The sequence below is a fragment of the Paucibacter sp. KBW04 genome, from assembly GCF_003852425.1.
In the GTDB taxonomy this organism is placed as follows: Bacteria; Pseudomonadota; Gammaproteobacteria; order Burkholderiales; family Burkholderiaceae_C; genus Paucibacter_A.
The window spans coordinates 708,000-726,516 of sequence record NZ_QAJN01000001.1 but is presented as its reverse complement, the minus strand read 5'-3'; the positions used below and the strand labels follow the sequence as shown (position 1 = coordinate 726,516).

Here is an 18,517-nt window from a genome sequence, read left to right as displayed (position 1 = left end):
GACTGTGAAAGTTCGCGGGCACGAGCTTGGATACTAGAAATTAGCGCACGACAGAAACTCGAATCGTGGAAATTTCATCCGGACCAAGGCCAAAAGTGGAAGGGTTCTTGATGATCAACTGACCCTTTTGAGTCAGCGTGCAATGACCCGTATAAGCCTTGACCTCGGCGGTCTTGGCACAATTCACGCCGCCTACCCACTCCACAGCAATGCCATTCACACTCCCCGTCACTTCAGCGTAGTAGTTACCTGAATTGAGTGGGATGGAGAGGTATGCGCCATCGCTGAGAGATCGTGATTCGCTAAAGACCACGTTCGGTCCATCTTCTTGGCTATCGCCACCCCCGCCACAACCGGACAGCAAAGCGGCCGCAACCATTGCAACCGTCAAAACTACATTCTTAGTTCGCATTTTTTTGTTCGAAGTTTGAAATTACCCGGACACCTCCTGAAGGAAATCCAACATGCCACTCAACAAAAGTTCGAGCAACTATCCGGGGAGGCGGGATGTTATTCGACGTACCGGGGCGTCCGTGCGAACAGCATTCCCCGCAGACATAACGGAAATATTACTCAGCTAATTTGACTGCCACCCAAAGGTCAGCATGAATACTCGCGCAGAAAAAAACCGCCTTCAGGCGGTTCTTTCTGATTGCTCAACTCGCCAGTCGGGCAAGTCGATTCAAGGCGCTCAATCCACCAATCGAATCTCCACCCGCCGCGCCTGCTCGGACGGGCCGTCGGCCAGGGCGGATTCGGGCTTGCGCAGTTGCAGGCGGGCGGCATCGATGCCGGCGGCCTTCAAAGCCTCGCGGGCGGCGATGGCGCGGGCCTTGGCCAGGGCGGCGTTCTTCAGCGGGTCGCCGCTGGCATCGTGGAAGCCGGCGATAACGATCTTGCGCGTCGGGGCGGCCGCCAGGATCACGACCGCCTTGGCCAGATCGGTGCCGGCTTCGGCCGGGACGGCGGACTCGGCAACAGCGAAGAACACGGTGCCGACCAGATCGCCGCTCAGGGGTACGTCGATCAGCACCACCTCTTCTTCGACCACCGCGCCCTGAGCGACGGGCGCCTTGGCGTGGTGCAGCTGATTGAAGACCACACGGCCCAGCAGCACCAGCAGCACAGCGGCCACCACCAGGCCCACGATCCAGAGTGCGGCGCGTTGGCTGTCGTCTTGTTGTTCGGAGGCGGCCATATTCATTTTTCCTTCAGTGTGAGTGCAGACAAAAAACAGATAGACAAGCGATACAAAGTTTCGCCGGGCATTCTATCGGTATGCGCACAAACAAACCCGCCGGGCCGGCTCAAGCGGTCGGGCCGGCGGGCGCGAAGCAAACTTAGATGGCCATGAAAACGGACTTGGTCTCCAGATACGCGTCCAAGGAGGCCCGCCCCATATCCCTGCCAATTCCTGACTGTTTATAGCCACCGAAAGGCATGCTGGGATCCAGGGCGCTGTGGCAGTTGACCCAGACGGTGCCGGCCTTGATCTTGGGGATCAAGCGATGGACCTTGGACAGATTGTTGGACCAGATGCTGGCACCCAAGCCATAGGGCGAGTCATTGGCCCAGGCGGCGACCTGATCGATATCGTCGTAAGGCATGGCCACCAGCACCGGGCCGAAGATTTCTTCCTGCGCCACCCGGTGCTCGCGGCTCACATCGGCCAGCACCGTGGGTTTGACGAAGAAGCCCTTGTCGCCCTGCCGCCCACCGCCGGCTACCACGCTAGCGCCTTGACTGCGGCCGATGTCGATATAGCCGCAGACCCGCTCCATCTGCTCACGCGAAACCAGGGGGCCCATCTGGGCCGCCGGGTCAAAGCCATGGCCCAAGGGCATGGCGGCGGCGATCTGGGCGATGTCTCCCACCACCCGGTCGAACATCTTTTTGTGCACGAAGAGGCGCGAGCCGGCGCAGCAGACCTGGCCGTGGTTGAAGAAGATGGCGTTGGCTGCGCCAGCGGCGGCCACGGCGGGGTCGCAGTCATCCAGCACGATGACGGGGGATTTACCGCCCAACTCCAGCGTGAAGCGGCTCATATTGTCGACCGAGGCATGGCCGATCAGCTTGCCCACCTCGGTGGAGCCGGTGAAGCTGATCTTGTTGACGCCGGGGTGACGAACCAGGGGTGCGCCGGTGCCGGGGCCGTCGCCGGTGATGATATTGACCACGCCAGGTGGGAAGCCCGCCTCGGTGATCAGCTCCGCCAGGTAAAGCGCCGTCAGCGGTGTCTGCTCGGCCGGCTTGAGCACCACGGTGCAGCCGGCCGCCAGTGCCGGGCCGAGCTTCCAGGCCGCCACCAGCAGGGGGAAGTTCCAGGGCACGATGGCGGCCACCACGCCCACCGCCTCGCGCCGGGTGTAGGTGACGAACTCGGCCTGCAAGGCGTAGGGAATCGAATGTTCCGTCGTGCTGCCCTCGATCTTGGTGGCCCATCCGGCCATATAGCGGAAGAAGTCCACCACCAAGGCCATGTCCACCGCCTGGGCGATGGCGGCCGATTTGCCGTTGTCTATGGACTCCAGCTCGGCCAGGGTCTGGGCATGGTCTTCGATCAAATCGGCCAGCTTGAGCATCAAGCGCTGGCGCTGCACCGGCCGCATCTTGCCCCAGGGGCCCTCGTCAAAAGCGGCGCGGGCGGCACGCACGGCGCGGTCCACGTCCGCGGGGCCGGCGCTGGCCACTTGGGCGATCAGCTCCTCGCTGGCCGGGTTGATGCTGGCAAAGGTCTGGCCGCTTTGGGCGGGCTGCCAGGCACCGTTGATAAAAAGGCCGTGGGTGCCGCGGGCCAGAAAGGCCGCGCTGCGTTCGGTCAGCAGATGCTGGATGTCGGCTAAGTTCATGATGGGCTCGTCCTTGGTGGGTCTGGAATGGATCGCTGCTAGGAGTCTGCGCGGCAGAAGAGACGTCGGCTGCGAAGTGGCCGCAGCGGCCCATTTCGCACCGGCTTTTTGCCCCATAGCCGGGCTATGGGACTGCAAATCCAGCGCAAACTGGTCTCGCTGGGGCCACTTCTCGCTATCGACGCCTTCTGCCGCGCAGACTCCTAGGCCAGCGACACAGCCAAGGCTAAAGATCGGCGACCAGGCCCGCAGCCCTAGGACTTACACCGAGGTTTTTTGTTCCATGCCGGAACATTGCTTTGTGCAGACTTGCACGAACTGCCGGCAAGCAGGGCTTGACAGCCTTGTTTCGTCGTCAAGCGTCAACATTGCACGCTGACAAAGAGAGTTAGCCTGTGTGACACTTGGCGGCAGACAATGCATCTAACCAGGCTCGGCGCGGCCGTTTTCGCCCGAATGTCATCAGGAGTTCGCATGGACAAGCTGCTCGTCACCGCCGCGCCCAAGGCGGCACACCGGGTCCAAAAGACAAGAATTCGGCTTACCCAAGCCGGCCGCAGGCCAGGCCAGCGGGCCTAGCCGACTTTGCTTGGCATACTCGCACAGGCCCACGACAGCTCCACGCCCTGATCTGCTCGCATGCCAAATGACACCTCTTTGCCGCAATCGCTAGACCTTGAACTTGAAGTTCAACGTCTGAAGACGGAGCTGTTGTTCAAGAACGCCAGCCTGGCCCAGGTCTTTGCCATCGCCATCGCCTCACTCCTGGGCTTTGTGCAGCTGTCGCTGCAGGTCAATACCCAGCTCACACTGGTTTGGCTTGGCCTGGCCTATGCGGTTGCGCTGAGTCGATTGCTGCTCGCCAGGCAGTACCACCTCGCCCAACCCAATGCCCTGGACGCGCCTGGATGGCATAGGCGCTACGCCTACACCGTCATCGCCACCAGCCTGGTATGGGGTATGGGAGCCGCCTACTTCGTCTGGGCCGCCCCCGATAGCGGGCGTTTCATCACCGGCATGGTGATCTCCGGGCTGTGTGCGGCAGCGGTGCCCAATCTGTCTCCCGATCCCAAGACCTTGCGGCTCTATCTGATCTTCGCCGTGTTGCCCATGACCTTGACCATGGCCTGGCAAGCGGACTCGGCGGCGCATTGGGCTTTCTCCATCATGTCGACCCTGGGCATCGCATCGCTGAACCAAAGCAGCTTCTATATGCACGACACGCTGGACAAGGCCTTGCGCCTTCGTTTGGAAAAAGAGGCCCTGGTGGAAAGCCTGCAACAAGCCCGCCTGGCCGCCGAGGCGGGCAGCATCGCCAAAGGTCAGTTCCTGGCCAATATGTCGCATGAGATTCGCACGCCCATGAACGCCATCATCGGCATGTCGCAACTGGCCTTGCAGCTGGACCTGGACAAGCATGCGCGCAACTACATCAGCAAGGTCAATCGCGCGGCCGAGAACCTGCTGGGCATCATCAACGACATCCTGGACTTCTCCAAAATCGAGGCCGGCAAGATGGACATGGATGTCCAGCCCTTCAAGCTGGAAGATGTTCTGGACAATCTCGCCAATCTGCTGGGCCAAAAGGCGCGCGACCAAGGCCTGGAGCTTTTGTTTGAGCTGCCCGCCGACCTGCCCACCTCCTTGGTCGGCGACCCCTTGCGCCTGGGCCAGATCCTCATCAATCTGGGCAATAACGCCGTCAAATTCACCGAGACCGGCCATGTGCTGATCAGCATCAGCGGCCGCCGCATCGAGGCTCAGCAGCTGGAGTTGCAAGTCAGCGTGCGCGACACCGGCATTGGCATGACGCCGGAGCAATGCGCCCGCATGTTCCAGTCCTTCAGCCAGGCCGACGCCTCGGTCACCCGCAAATACGGCGGCACCGGCCTGGGCCTGGCCATCTCCAAAAGCCTGGTGGAGCAAATGGGGGGCCGCATCTGGGTCGAGAGCGAGCCGGGCCGGGGCTCCAACTTCCAGTTCACCGCACGATTTGGCCTGCACGACGGCAGCCGTGTGCTCGCGCCGCGCGCCGCGCGCAACGAGCTGCAAGGCTTGCGCGTGCTGCTGGTGGACGACTGCGCGACCGCCCGCGAGATTCTTGCCGGGCTGCTGCAGCAGCTGGGCTGCCTCTGTGATTTGGCGCAAGACGGGGCACAGGCGCGCAGGCTGCTGGCCGCCAGCCTGGCCGGCCCGCAGCCCTATGAGCTGGTGATGCTGGACTGGAAGATGCCCGAGCTCGATGGCATGGCTTGCGCCGAGCTATTCGCCCAGGAGTTCGGCGCCGCCCTGCCGCCGCTGATTCTGGTCACGGCTTTTGGGCAGGACCAGGCCCAGCAGCGCTTGGCCCAGCGCGGCCAGGTCTTCAGCGCGGTGTTGCAAAAACCCGTGCTGGTCGCACCCTTGCTGGGCGCCATCGCACTGGCCCTGGGCCGCCCGCAGGCCAAGCATGAGCAGAGCCCCAAGACCGCCAACGCCGATAACGCCGATAGCGCCGACAACGCAAGCCGACAAAAACTGCGCGGGGCACGCCTGCTGCTGGTGGAAGACAACGATATGAATCAGGAGCTGGCAATCGAGCTGCTGCAGCGCGCCGGCATCCAGGTCGTGGTGGCAAACCATGGCCTGGAGGCCCTCGAACTGCTGGCCCGCGACCCCGATTTTGACGGCATCTTGATGGACTGCCAGATGCCGGTGATGGACGGCTACACCGCCGCCACCCGCATCCGCGCCCAGCCCGAACTGGCCCACATCCCCATCATCGCGATGACGGCCAATGCCATGAGCCAGGAGCGCGAGAAAGTGCTGGCCGCCGGCATGAACGACCACATCGCCAAGCCCCTGAATCTGGAGCTGATGTTCAGCACCATCGCGCGCTGGATCAGCCCCAAAAACGGCGTGCCACTCGCACCCGCGCCCCAAGCCTCGGGCCCGACAGATGCAGCGCCCAGCCTGCCTAGCGATGCGGCCATCGACTTCGCCCAGGGCCTGGAACGCTGCATGGGCGACTCGGCCATCTATGGCCGGCAGTTGCAGAAATTCGGTCACAGGCTGGCCGGTTTTGAGCAAGACTTTGCCCAGGCCCTGGCCAGCCGACAGCCCGGCGAGGACGGCAACGCCAGCGCCGCCACCCGCTGTGCCCACACCTTGCGCGGCAGCGCCGCCAGCGTCGGCGCCCAAGCCCTGGCCGAGGCCGCAGCGGCCCTGGAAACCTGCTGCCGGCGCGATCCACCTGCGGCCGAGATCGAGGCCCTTTTGCGCCCCCTGCTGCACGCCCTGGCCGCAGCGCGGGCCGCCCTGCCCAGTGAGAGCTCGGCGCAGGCCGCGACGCCCGGCCTTGAGGCCGCACAGCCTCAGGAGGCCCAAGCCCTGATCGCCGAGCTGCAGACCCTGCTGCAAGAGTCAGACACCGACGCCGAAGACTGCGCCAGCCGCTTGCTCGGCGCCCTGCCCCCGGGCCCACAACAGCAATGCTGCAGCGAGCTGATCGCTTGCGTGACCCAGTACGAACACGAAGAGGCGCTGCGGCATCTTCGCGAGCTGCAGGCCCTGCGCTCAGCCGGGCCTTGAAGCCGGTGGCTGAGTCGTCAACTGACGATAGATCCGCCCGCGCGAAATTCCCAGGCGCTGAGCCGCCAGGCTGATATTGCCGCCGCATTGGGCCACCGTCGCCAGAATCAGCTCGCGGTTGCGATCCAGCAAGCGGGCCGGTGCCTCTTCAACACACACAGCCGGGTGCGCGACCGGCGCTGGCGCAACCGCCAGTTCTTCCTGGGCCGCCAATCTCGTGCCCGGCCCCAGGCTGGCCCGCATCCACAGGCGCAAGCCGTTGGGCAGCAAGACCTGGCAAGGCGCTGCGCCCAGCATGGCGCGCAGGCGCGCGGCGCTGAGACCCAACAAACCCTCCACGGCCACCCCGCCCTCGGCCGGCCCGCCACTCAGGCTCTGGGCCACCGCATTCAGCCAGAGCACCTGCCCCTCGGGGCTGACCCCGGCCAGGGCGCTGAAGGCCGAGCCCAGGCCCTCGCGGCTGAGCTGGAACTCCAGCACGATCAAGGCTTGCGACTGGGCGCACAGCAGGCGATTCTCGATCGCTGCGGCCACCATGCCCACCAGGGCCGCGGGCTCGAAGCGGAAGCCGCCCGAACGCGTGTCCACCGCCAGATTCAAGGCCCCGGCCAACCGGCCCTGGGCATCGTGGATGGGCGCGGCCGTGCAATGCAAGGGCGCGATGCCGCTGAAGAAATGCTCGCCCGCCGTGACGCTGCAAGCCCGGCCGCTGCGCAGCACCAGGGCCGGGGCATTGGTGCCCAGCGCGGCCTCCGACACATTGACGCCCAGGCGTGCCACGGCGCCCAGCACCGAGGCCTGGGCTCGCTCGGCACCCTCGGCCCGCTGGCCCTGGCCCTTGCGCAGCACCAAGCCCTCGGCGTCGACGAGCAGAATGCGGCAGGCCGTGCCGTCCAAGGCCTGCTCCAGCTGCTGCATCTCGGGCGCTGCCGCCTTGATGAGCAAGCGGCTGCGGCGCAGCGCGCTGTCCAGGCGCAGGGCGCTGACCGGTTCGGGCTGCAGGGACTGCTCAGGCTCCAGGCCTGCGCGTAGGCAGCGATGCCAGGACTGCAGCACCTCTTGCTGCACCAAGCCGCCGGGGCTCTGGCCCTGTTCGAAAAACACCTCACGCGCCCGCGCCATGCGCTGGGCCGGGCTGGCGAAAAAGGGTTGGGGCGGCAGGCCGTCACCAGGCTTGCCGCCGGGCTCAGGCATTGGCCGCCACCTGCAGGCCCAGCTCCTTCATCATGGCGTCGCGCATCACAAACTTCTGCACCTTGCCGGTGACGGTGATGGGCAGCTCATCGACAAAGCGGATATAGCGCGGCTGCTTGTAATGCGCGATCTGGTCGCGGCAGAACTCGCGCAGCTCGTCCTCGGTGCAGGACTGGCCCGGCCGGGTGATGACCCAGGCGCATAACTCCTCGCCGTAGCGGCTGTCAGGCACGCCAAACACCTGCACAGCGGCCACCTTGGGGTGGCGGAACAAGAACTCCTCGATCTCGCGCGGGTAGATGTTCTCGCCGCCGCGTATCACCATGTCCTTGAGCCGGCCGACGATATTGCAATAGCCCTCCTCGTCCAGCGTGGCCAGGTCGCCCGTGTGCATCCAGCCCTCCACGACGGCATCGGCCGTGCGCTCCTCATCATTCCAATAGCCCAGCATGACCGAGTAGCCGCGGGTGCAGAGCTCGCCGGTCTGGCCGCGTGGCAAGACCTGACCCAGCTCGTCGACGATCTTGACCTCCAGATGCGGCAGGATGCGGCCCACCGTCGTGACGCGCTTCTCCAGCGGATCGTCCACCGCGCTTTGGAAGGACACCGGGCTGGTCTCCGTCATGCCGTAGGCGATGGTGACCTCCTGCATATGCATATCGGTCTGCACCCTGCGCATGATCTCGATCGGACAGGGGGCGCCCGCCATGATGCCGGTGCGCAGGCTGGCCAGATCAAAGCTGGCGAAGTCGGGCAGGCCTAGCTCGGCGATGAACATGGTGGGCACACCGTGCAAGGCGGTGCAGGCTTCAGCCTGCACCGCCGCCAAGGTCGCGCGAGGCTCAAAGCCCTCGCCCGGAAACACCATTTTGGCGCCCCGGCTGGTGCAGGCCAGCACGGCCAGGACCATGCCAAAGCAGTGGTACAGCGGCACGGGGATGCACAAGCTGTCTTGCTCGCTCAAACGCATGCAGGCTGCCACCGCGCTGGCGTTGTTGACGATGTTTCTATGCGTCAGCGTGGCGCCCTTGGGCGCGCCGGTGGTGCCGCTGGTGAACTGGATATTGATGGGATCGCGGCATTGCAGGGCCGCCTCCTCCGGCAGCTCCAGCAGATGGCTGGCGCCCAGCTCGATCACGCTGGACCAGTTAAGCATGGCGGCCGTGGGTTCCTCGCCCAGGCGTATCACCAGGCGCAGCTGCGGCAGGCGGGTGCCGCCGCCAGTACTCACACCACCCGCGGCGTTCCCCACACCCAGGTTTTGCAACATGCCCAGATAGTTGCTGCTCTTGAAGGCGGCGGCACTGACGAGCACGCTGACGCCCACCTTGTTGAGCGCGTACTCCAGCTCGGCCAGGCGGTAAGCCGGGTTGATGCTGACCAGGATCGCGCCCAAGCGGGCGGTGGCGAACTGGGTGATCAACCACTCGGACCGGTTGGGGGACCAGATACCCACCCGGTCGCCCTTGCGCACGCCCAGGCGCCAAAAGCCGGCCGCCGCCATCTCCACCTGGGCCAGCAGCTCGCGCCAGGTCCAGCGCAGGCCTTGCTCCACAAACACCACGGCCTCGCGCTCGGGCCACTGCTGGGCGGCGCTGGCCAGCAGCTGAAACACGGTGCGCTCCGACAAGGGCTGTTCGGTGCTGCCGCGCACCCAGGACAGCGTCGGCGGGGCCGGCCTTGCGGCTTCTTGGGCCGCGCCAGGGCTTGGTTCATTCATCGTCCGTCCTCCATGATTTTTTGCGCGCTGCCCGCCTCACAAGCGGCCAGGCATGCAGCTATTGAACTTGAGCGTCTCCGAAGGTAGCTCCTCAAACATCAGCCGGTAATGCCGGGTGAAGTGGCTGGCACTGCTGAAGCCCAGGGTGGTCGCCACACTGGTGATGGGTTGATCGGCACTGAGCTTGAGCGTGCGCCGCGCCTCGTTCAAACGCAAGGCGCGCAGATAGGCTTGCGGGGTGCAGCGCAGGAACTCTTCAAAACAGTACTGCAGGCTGCGCCGGCTGGTGCAGGCGGCGGCGCAGATCTCGGCCACGCCGATATCGTTGTGTAGATTGGCACGCATAAAGTCCACCGCCCGGTTGACCACCTTCATGCGGGTATCGGCCCGCCGCGGCACCACCGCCGTCAGCTCGATGCCGTCGCTGCTCATGGCCATGGCCACCGTGTGGCTCAGGGCTCGGCCCACACTGTCATTGCCGCCCAGGGCTTCGGGATCCACTGACTGTTGATTCAACACTTGCAGCAAGCTGCGCACATCCTGCGCGATGTCGGCATTCAGCACCATGCTGCGCTCACGCTCGGCCTTGTCCAACCAGGCCAGTTTGGCGGGCGGCAGGCTGCGCGCCACCATCTCGCGGGAGACGCACAAGCCGACCAGATCGAGCATGCCAGTGCTGACCAGGTCGTACTCCTGCTCGCTGTTCAGGAACACCAGGGAATTGGCCTCCAACGGCCGCCCGGCGAACACCGCCCCCGGGTCCACCCGCAGCGGCAAGGCGATGGCGATATGGTCTTTGGGCGGGCTGATGTGCTCGCGCAGGCTACGGTTGGTGATCTCGCGCAGCAGCACACCATCGGGCGTCTCGATCTGGCGCGCAAAGCCGCTGAAGCGACCTGCGCCCAGCTGCTCATAACTCTGATGCCAGCCATTCAAGGCCTTGGCCTGATCGTCAACATCCTTTGACTGGTGTTCGGAAACTTGAACTGCCATTGCTCATGAACCTCTTGAACTGCTTTTGGTGCATGTTGTTTTCGAACTCCCTGGACCATTCCACCACTCACCCGGTCTTTGTCCATTGCGGGTTTCAGCGATGGGCACTCAAATCGGGTGGTAGAGACGCGGCCCGCCATTGCCGATCAAAAGCACCTGCCCATCGGCCAAGGCCAGGGCCCCACTCAGGCTGGGCCTGTCCTCCAGGCGCTGAAACTTGAACTGCTCGCCGCTCACATTGCCGCGCAGCAAGCTGCCGTCCAAGCCCACCAGCAAGGGGCTGTGATCGGCCAGCAGGGTCAGCCCGGTCAGCGAACCTGCGCCCGCGGCGGCCATGGCGATGTGGCGCCAAGTCAGGCCGTCATCCACGCTGCGCAGCAGATTGCCTCGCATGCCGCAGGCCAGCAGCGTGCCCTCGCTCAAGGCCAGGCCGCTCCACAAAGAGCCTTGATACGGCGTGACCACGGCGGACCAGTGCTCGCCTCGGTTCTCGCTGCGCAAGACCTGACCCCCTTCGGCCGCGATCAGCCAGGTGCCGCGAGTCGAGACAAAGATGCGGTTGAAATGCCGCTCGCCCGCCTCGCCGCTGAGCAGTTCGACCCGCTTCCACGTAGCGCCACCATCCAGCGTGCGCAAGGCATAGCCAAAGCCGCCCACGGCCAGGCCGACACCATCGGCCTCCAGGCGAATGGCCAGCAAGGTATCCGGCCCCGTGGCCGAGCCGGCCGCCACCCGCCAGTTCTCACCCGCATCGCTGGAACTCAGAATCAAGCCGCCATGGCCTGCCGCCACCAGACGCTGCGCATCGACCGCATGCACCGCCGTCAAAATCGTGCGGGTGGGCACGCTGCGCGCTTGCCGCCAATGCTGGCCCTGGTCGTCAGAGAGCAAGACATGACCCCGCTCGCCCACGGTCACCAGGCGGGTACCGGCCTGGCAGACATCCAGGCAAGTGCTGCGCGCGGCCAGGGGGCGATGCAGGGCCAGCTCCCCGGCGGCTGGGGCTTGCGGCAACAAGGCCGCAGCGGCCAAGCCCAGGCAGGCGCGGCGCGAGAGCCCTTGAGATTGCTTAGGCTGAGTCATATCAATGCACCATCAAAGGCTTGGGAACCGGGCCGCGGCGCGGCAGCAGCAGGTCGATGCAGACGGCCAGGGCCGGCAGCAGGGTGATGGCCATCACCATATTCAGCATGAACATAAAGGCCAGCAGCAAGCCCATATCGGCCTGGAACTTCAGCGGTGAAAACACCCAGGTCGCCACCCCCACCGACAGCGTCAGCGCGGTGAACACGGTGGCGATGCCGGTCTCGGTCAGCGCCAGGCGGAAGGCGGGCACGATGGCCATGCCCTCGGAGAGATACATCTGCAAGCGGTTGTAGATGTAGAAGGCGTAGTCCACGCCTATGCCCACGGCCAGCACCATCACCGGCAGGGTGGCCACCGTCAGGCCGATGTTCAAAGTCTTCATAAACCAGTAGCCCACAAAAGTGGCCACGGTCAGGGGCAGGCAGCAGGCCAGCACAGCGCGCCAGTCGCGGTAGGTCAGGAAGACCAGGGCGACGATGGTGGCGTAGACGTACAGCATCATCGGCAGCTCGGTGGCCTCCAGCACCTCGTTGGTGGCGGCCTGCACGCCGGCATTGCCACTGGCCAGACGCACATTGACGCCCTCGGTCTTTTCATTCGCGCGGAAGTTCTTGACCACCTGCACGGCGCGCTTGATGGTCTCGGCCTTGTGGTCGGCCAGATAGACATTGATGGGCAGCACGGTGCAGCGCGGGTCATACAGCCCCGAGCCCTCGCCCACCAGGCCGATAAAGCTGGCCATTGAGCGCGCGTCGCGCGGCAGCTCGCCCCATTTGGGATTGCCCTCGTTGAATCCCATGGCCCCCAGCTTGACCAGGGCCGGCAGGCTGGTGGTACCTATCACCCCCTCGGTATTCGCCAGCTCCCAGGCCAGGCTGTCGATATAGGCCATCTTGCGATAGTCGTAGCAGCTGTCGGGCGCGGTCTCGTTGACGACGGTCAGCACGTCCAGGCCGACCGAGAATTTGGCGGCGATGCTCAAGGCATCGAGGTTGTAGCGGGCACTGTCACGCAGCTCGGGCGCGCCGGGCTGCACATAGCCGATATGGCGATCGCGGCTGTTCCATACAGCCAAGGCGAACAGAACCAAGCCGGCCAAGACCACCCAGCGCGCGATGCGCGGCTCGGCCACCCGGGCCAAGACCTGGATGCCATGCTCGCGTCGCTGGCGCAAGGCCTGGGTGCGCGGGCCGTAAGCCGCGTCCAGCCGCACGTACGAAGCAAGCACCGGCAGCATGATCAGATTGGTGACGATTTTGTAGGCCACGCCCAGCGAGGCGGTGATGGCCAGCTCGCGGATCGCAGGGATGGGGATCAGCATCAGCGTGGCAAAGCCCACAAAGGCCGTGATCAAGGCCATGGTGCCGGGCACCAGCAAGCTGCCGAAGCTGGCTTTTGAGGCCTCGAACACCGAGCGCCCTGCTCCCACCTCGCGGCCTATGGCATTGATCTGCTGCACCCCATGCGAGACGCCGATGGCAAACACCAGAAAAGGCACGAGCACGGCCAAAGGGTCCAGGCCATAACCCAGCAGATGCAGGGTTCCGAACTGCCAGATCAGCGAGACCAGGGAGCAAGACAGGGCCACGGCCGTGAAGGCCCAGGAGCGGCAGTACCAGAACACGGCCAAAGCCGTCAGCACAAAAGCCAGAGCAAAGAAGGCCAGCACGCCTTGGGCGCCCTCGGCGATATCGCTGATCTGCTTGGCAAAGCCGATGATCTGGATCTCGACCTCGGCGTCCTCGAACTTGGCGCGCAGCTCACGCTCGATCTGCGGGCCGAGCGCAATGTAGTCGGTGGCGAGCTTGGTCTTGGGGTCGATGTCCAGCAAGTCGGCCGTCACCATGGCGCCGGAGAAATCGCTGGCCACCAGGCTGCCCACATAGCCGCCCTGGATCACGTTGTCGCGGATGCGAGCCATGGTGGCGGCGTCCAGCTTCTCGGGCGTGACATCGCCGCCGATCACATCGTGGGCCTCATAACCCTGCTCGGTCACCTGCATCACCCGGGTGTTGGGAGTCCACAGCGAGGTGACCGAGCGTCTATCCACCCCCGGCAGATAGAGCAAGGCCTGCGTCACCTCGTTGAGGCGTTGCAAGACGGCCGGCCGCCAGATCTCGCCTTTGCGGGCATGGACGACGATGATCAGGCGGTTAGCGCCGAAGAGCTGATCCTTGTGCTTGAGAAAGGTGTCGGTGTACTCATGGCCTAGCGGCAGCTGCTTGCCAAAGCCCGCCGTCATATGCAGCCTCAGGGCGAACACCCCCATCACCACGGTGATCAGGGCCAGCAGGGCCAGCAAGGCGCGGCGATGGCCGAAGAAGAGGCGTTCGCAGGCGTGGACGAATTGATTCAGCATGGAGATGGGGGCCTGGCCACTCAAAAGTTAAATGAAAGGCTGGTGGCGATGTTGTCCCTATCCCGCAGCAGATTCGCCTGGCCACCGCCGAAGAAGGCGGTGTAGCCCAGCTGCCATTTCCACTCCGAACCCTTGTCGAACAAGAGACCCAGGAACAGCGATTTGCGACCTTCCAAGAATGGCAAGGTATTGGGCGAGACGCCTTTGACGTCATGGGTGAAGACCGTGGATTGGGTCAGATTCCAGTCGCTGCCCCAGATATGCGGGTAGCTCAGATCAAACTCCATCGCATAGCCCCAGGAGGTCTTGTCCGGCGAGGCATAGGTGGGGAAGACCAGATAGGGGATCTCGCTGGTCTTCAAGTTCGGGTAATGGGTAACGGCCACCTCGGCCAAGACCGTGCCCTCGGCCGCGCCCAAGGCCTTGACCAGGGCGCCCATGGGTGAATTGACCTCGGTGAAATACAAGCCAGTGAGATGGGCCTGGATCTTTTTCTCCTCGACAAAACCGCGCACCGTTGCACGGCCCTTGGCATCGGCATTGGCGGGGTCAAAGATGCTGTAGCGGCCCGAGAGCGGCACGCTGCCATCGATGGCCACCGAGTCCTTGGGGCGGTAGGACAGCTCACCGCCCAGGGCGATGGGCCCGGCCTTGGTGTTGAAGGAAAAGCCGAACAGGTCTTTGTTCTGCCCATACTCGTTGTAGTAACCGATATTGGCCACGTTCTGCGCGGCATAGGCCGGGTCGGTGAACAAGGTGGTGAAGGGCAGCTTGTCGTGATAGCGCTGGTAGTAGAAGGAGAACTCGGTGTCCAGGGCCTGCGGCTTGAAGCGCAGGGCCAGACCGTATTGCTTGCCCTGGGGCGGCTCGTGGTCGGCCTCAAAACCCACCACATTCAGGCCCGGCTGAATCGCCGTGCCATGGTCACCGCAAGGCGCGCTGGCCGGGCAGCCCAAGACCGAGCTGGGGATGTAGGCAGGCCGCTGGCCGGCCCCGACCACATCGGCGGTGGAGAAGAAGGTGCCCACCGGGTCGAAGCGATAGGCATTCCAGCCGAACTGGTAGTAAGCCTCCATGCTCAGGCTGCGGCTCAAGGCGGTGTTGAGGCTCAGCATGGGTGCGGGCCGCAGAATTTCCTTGACCTGGGTGCCGGGGGTGTGCAGCTTGCGCAGGTCCAGCGCATTGGTCTGGTTGATGCCGCCGATGATGAAGATGTCTTCACCCCAGCTCAGCACCTGATTGCCCAGGCGCACCGTCGCGGCCTTGTCGTCCAGCCAGCGGAAGTCCTTGGACACCCAGGCGTCCAGCAAGGTGAAGTTGTGGACGGCGATGCCCTTGGCCTCGCTGGAGAGCTCGGTGCGGCGGGTCTGCGCCGCCTGTGGGTCCAGCACCCAGCTGCCGCGCAAGAGCACACGCCAACCGTCGGTCGTCTTCACGCCCAGCTCATGCGTGCCCTTCAGCGGCGCCGAGACGATGTCGCCGCGGCGGTAGTTGAGATTGCCGTCGTCACTATTGAGAAAGTTGAAGTCCGGATTGGCGGCCGCGTTATTGCCCGGGCCGTTGATCAAGGAGCCCAAGGGCGCGCTGGTGGGCACATTGCCACCGTTGTCATTGCCCAGGGCTTGGGGGTTGGGCGATTTGAGGCGGACCTGGGCGCCGAAGGACAGGGTGGAGCTGAAGTCGATCACCGTGCCGTTCTCGGTCGTCGTGCTGACGGCCAGTGCCTGCGTGCCGATCAAGGCCAGCGCCAGAGCGGCGGCCAGGCGATGTTGCTTGAAGCTGTGGGGTGTTTTCATGCTCTGCCTCCTTCTTCAACGGCCACCGGCGCGGCGCAGTTCATCGGAGTTGAATTTGTTGGCATCGATGCGCCCTTCGCGCCCGGCCAGCCAGTCCGTCGTGCCGCTCTGCGGCATGTTGTCCGCCATATAGCGGCCCACATTGAGGTCATAACCCACATAGCCTTGGTAGACGCAGGCCGGCAACTCCCAGGCCACATAGGGGTAGGACTCCTGCACCCGCCAGACCTTTCCCTGGGCGTCGTAAAGATCGGCCGAGAGCATCATCCAGGTGTCCTCGTCCAGATAGATCACCCGCTTGGGGAAGGTGTGGCGCTGGCCCGGCTTGACGGTGGCCTCGATCTTCCAGACCCGGTGGGTTTCGTAGCGGATCAGCTCACGCTTGGGCGAGTCGGCACCGAACACCTCCTCCAGTTTTTTGTTCTGGTCATTGAAGCGGAAGGTGTTGTAGGGCACGACCATCTCCTGCTTACCCATTAACTTCCAGTCATAGCGGTCCAGGCGACCGCCGAACATGGGGTATTGGTCCACGGCCAGCAGGTTTTCATAGCCCGGCACCGGGTTGTCGTAGGAGAAGGTGGGCGCGCGCCGCACTCGGCGCTGGCCGGGGAAGTAGAGCCAGGCGTCGTTGTCCTTGTTGAGCGAGTAATGCAGCAGGATCAGCTCGCCGGTGCGGGCCGGCGGCGTCACCACCTCGTTGAGCAGGCGGTACTCCACGCCCTCGCCCTCGGTGATGGGCTTGCCGGCCAGATTGCCGGCCGGCGTCGAGGTCCATTGGTTCTGCACCAGGGGCACGAATTTGCCCCCGCTGCTGTCCGAGAAGACGGTGGAATAGCGCTCGATGCGCCCTTCCCCCAGCCAGCGCAGCTTGTGGTTCCACATCGCCTCGGCCCCGTTGGCGGGGATGGGGAAAGGCGCGCCGCCGCTCAAGGCCTTGTCCAGATCAAAACCATTGGCGGCCAGCTTGGCGCCACCGCCGGCGTTCTTGCGGGTGTTCTCGTAGACCGCCTCGGGGTAGCCGCAGCTACGCCGCGTGGGGTACACATCCATGCGGTAGCCCTTGATGGTCTTGAGCAAGGCCATTTGGCCTTCGCTCAGGCGGTCCTTGTACTTGTCGGCATTGCTGGCGTCGATGCTGAACAAGAGCTTGTCGGCGGCATAGGGGTCAGGTCTTGCCTGGCCTGGCTTCCAGCCGGCCGGGGCCTTCATATCGCCACCCGTCCAGGCGGGCACCAGGCCGTCCTTGCTGGCGGCGCGCTCCGCCCCCATGGGCGTCAGCTCCTTGCCCAGGGCCTCGGGGCCGGCGGCTTGGCTTGGGATGGCCGCGGCGGCCAGCAAAGCCCAAACAGGGAGGTGCAGATGCAGCTTGCGCTGCGCAGCAGACTTGTTCTTTTTCGCATGCATGGTGGTTTACCTGTTGGAGGTCAAAAGAAGCGAGCGTCATTCCCGCCGCGTGATCCGGCGATAGCAAGCTCAGTCGATGGTGATGCCCAAGGCCTGCCCCTGTGCCACCAGGGCCTGGCGGGCTGCGGCCACGTCCACCAGGGGTTTGGCACGCAAGCGGGTGATTTCTTCGGCCGTATAGGGCTTGTGCTCGGCCGGCACCGAGTCCTTGGCCACCGTGGCCAGCAGCCAGTTGCTGACCGCCGCGACCTGCGCGTCATCGAGGCCCGAGCCCATCACCCCTGGCACCTGAATCAGAAACTCGCGCCCGCCCTCCAGGCGCAGGAAGTTGCCCAGGCGGCGCATATCGGGCACCAGGCCTAGTTTGGAACCTGAGCCATCCATGCCATGGCAGCCAGCACAGCGCAAGACAAACAGGCTGCGCGCGCTGCTGCTGGGCGCGGCAGGCGTGGCGGCCTGCGGCACCACCTGTCGACCCATGCCCTCGGCCTTGGCCACCGAGCACAGCAGGAGCAGAAAGAAGATGGCGCACAAGAGCTTCATGATCTTCAGCTACCCAAGATTTGCTGGCGACGCTGGCGCGTTTGAGCCGGGTTGCCGGGCTGCGCGCGCAATTGCTTGAACTGCTCGGCGCTGAGGGCCTGCGGCTCGGGCTGGGCCTGCAAGCCGCGCAAATGGGTGGCGATGGCGGCCAGGCTCGCATCGTCCAGCTGCGGGCCGAAGGCGGGCATCAGGCCGGAGAACACCTGGCCCTCCACCTGGATGCGGCCCGACAAGCCATGCAGCAAGACCGAGGGCAGATAGTCCTTGTCCGCCCCCAGGCGCTGCCAATGCCCGCCCTTGAGCGGCGGTGCCAGGCCCACGGTGCCGGAGGCATCGGCCTGGTGGCAGGTGGCGCAATGCTGGGCGAACAAGGCCTGGCCATCGGCCGCCTGCGCAACAGCAGCTGCGCTGAGCATCAAAACAAGCAAGCCGCGCTTCATGCTCAGGCCACCCCGACGATGATGGAGGTGGTGCAATGGAACATGGGGCTGGTATTGGCCATGCACCAATTGATGTCGTTATGGATGCCCAGGCGGTAGCCCGGCCGCTCGCCCTCGTTGTTATTGCAAAGGCATTCGCCGCAGGCGCTCTTGCCGCAGCAGTCGTTGTAGGAAACCAAGTAGTGGCGGCCGTCGGCCGGATTCATGCAGGTGCCCACCCAGCTGACCTTGGAGGCCTCGGCCCCCGGTGGGCATTGGGTCAGGCTGCCGCCGCAGCAGGTGCATAAATAGCCGTCGAAAGCGCAGTAGCGCCAGTACTCGCACTGGGTCGGGTCCTGATTGGCCGCCAGCTTGGCCTTGCCGCCCTTGGGCAGCTCCGCCGCCTGGGCGCTGCCAGCAAATTGACCGCTGCGGTCAAACGGCAGCATGGGCAAGACGGCCCCACCCACCAGCGCCACGCCCAGGCGGCCCAGCAGGCTGCGCCGGCCCTGGCTGTGGGCCACTTGGCGCAGGCGTTTCTCGGTTTTCTTGTCAATCAAATCGGTCAGCCATTGCATGAGAGT

The 18,517-nt window shown here is 64.6% G+C and carries 14 protein-coding genes; 1 reads left to right on the top strand and 13 read right to left on the bottom strand.

Annotated elements, in window-relative coordinates; all coding sequences use genetic code 11:
* Positions 1-40: 40 nt before the first annotated feature.
* From DBR47_RS03215 to DBR47_RS03205, 3 genes are all read right to left on the bottom strand, one after another.
* On the bottom strand, positions 41-391 hold the full coding sequence (locus tag DBR47_RS03215) for a hypothetical protein (RefSeq protein WP_124446767.1): 351 nt from the start codon (positions 389-391) through the stop codon (positions 41-43).
* A 300-nt stretch (positions 392-691) separates the two neighbouring features.
* On the bottom strand, positions 692-1,198 hold the full coding sequence (locus tag DBR47_RS03210; RefSeq protein WP_197046833.1) for an OmpA family protein: 507 nt from the start codon (positions 1,196-1,198) through the stop codon (positions 692-694).
* A 142-nt stretch (positions 1,199-1,340) separates the two neighbouring features.
* Entirely contained in the window at positions 1,341-2,849 is a 1,509-nt protein-coding gene (locus DBR47_RS03205) for an aldehyde dehydrogenase family protein (protein WP_124446763.1), read from the bottom strand.
* 639 nt (positions 2,850-3,488) lie between these two features.
* On the opposite strand from DBR47_RS03205, the gene DBR47_RS03200 reads away from it, so the two are divergent.
* Positions 3,489-6,419: a response regulator gene (locus DBR47_RS03200; protein WP_124446761.1), complete on the top strand. Its 2,931-nt coding sequence runs from the start codon at positions 3,489-3,491 to the stop codon at positions 6,417-6,419.
* Here DBR47_RS03200 and DBR47_RS03195 read toward each other — a convergent pair.
* From DBR47_RS03195 to mauA, 10 genes are all read right to left on the bottom strand, one after another.
* Positions 6,405-7,613, bottom strand: coding sequence for a GAF domain-containing protein (locus DBR47_RS03195; RefSeq protein ID WP_124446759.1), 1,209 nt, complete (start codon positions 7,611-7,613; stop codon positions 6,405-6,407). The genes DBR47_RS03200 and DBR47_RS03195 overlap by 15 nt on opposite strands.
* A complete protein-coding gene (locus DBR47_RS03190) occupies positions 7,606-9,333 on the bottom strand; it encodes an AMP-binding protein (protein ID WP_124446757.1) in 1,728 nt (575 codons plus the stop codon). The genes DBR47_RS03195 and DBR47_RS03190 overlap by 8 nt, the downstream gene beginning before the upstream one ends.
* A gap of 36 nt (positions 9,334-9,369) precedes the next feature.
* Positions 9,370-10,326 carry an AraC family transcriptional regulator gene (locus tag DBR47_RS03185; protein WP_124446755.1) on the bottom strand — a complete coding sequence of 319 codons (957 nt, stop codon included), beginning with the start codon at positions 10,324-10,326 and terminating at the stop codon, positions 9,370-9,372.
* A gap of 108 nt (positions 10,327-10,434) precedes the next feature.
* Positions 10,435-11,409 carry a glycosyl hydrolase gene (locus tag DBR47_RS03180; RefSeq protein WP_124446753.1) on the bottom strand — a complete coding sequence of 325 codons (975 nt, stop codon included), beginning with the start codon at positions 11,407-11,409 and terminating at the stop codon, positions 10,435-10,437.
* A gap of 1 nt (position 11,410) precedes the next feature.
* Positions 11,411-13,771, bottom strand: coding sequence for an RND family transporter (locus DBR47_RS03175; protein ID WP_124446751.1), 2,361 nt, complete (start codon positions 13,769-13,771; stop codon positions 11,411-11,413).
* 20 nt (positions 13,772-13,791) lie between these two features.
* On the bottom strand, positions 13,792-15,567 hold the full coding sequence (locus tag DBR47_RS03170) for a DUF1302 domain-containing protein (RefSeq protein ID WP_124446749.1): 1,776 nt from the start codon (positions 15,565-15,567) through the stop codon (positions 13,792-13,794).
* 15 nt (positions 15,568-15,582) lie between these two features.
* Positions 15,583-16,971, bottom strand: coding sequence for a DUF1329 domain-containing protein (locus DBR47_RS03165; RefSeq protein ID WP_124446747.1), 1,389 nt, complete (start codon positions 16,969-16,971; stop codon positions 15,583-15,585).
* Positions 16,972-17,040: 69 nt separating this feature from the next.
* On the bottom strand, positions 17,041-17,514 hold the full coding sequence (locus DBR47_RS03160; protein WP_124446745.1) for a cytochrome C: 474 nt from the start codon (positions 17,512-17,514) through the stop codon (positions 17,041-17,043).
* A gap of 5 nt (positions 17,515-17,519) precedes the next feature.
* Positions 17,520-17,954, bottom strand: a complete 435-nt coding sequence (locus DBR47_RS03155; protein WP_124446743.1) for a cytochrome c — start codon at positions 17,952-17,954, stop codon at positions 17,520-17,522.
* 2 nt (positions 17,955-17,956) lie between these two features.
* Positions 17,957-18,511: a methylamine dehydrogenase (amicyanin) small subunit gene (gene mauA / locus DBR47_RS03150; protein WP_124446741.1), complete on the bottom strand. Its 555-nt coding sequence runs from the start codon at positions 18,509-18,511 to the stop codon at positions 17,957-17,959.
* Between the last annotated feature and the right edge of the window lie 6 nt (positions 18,512-18,517).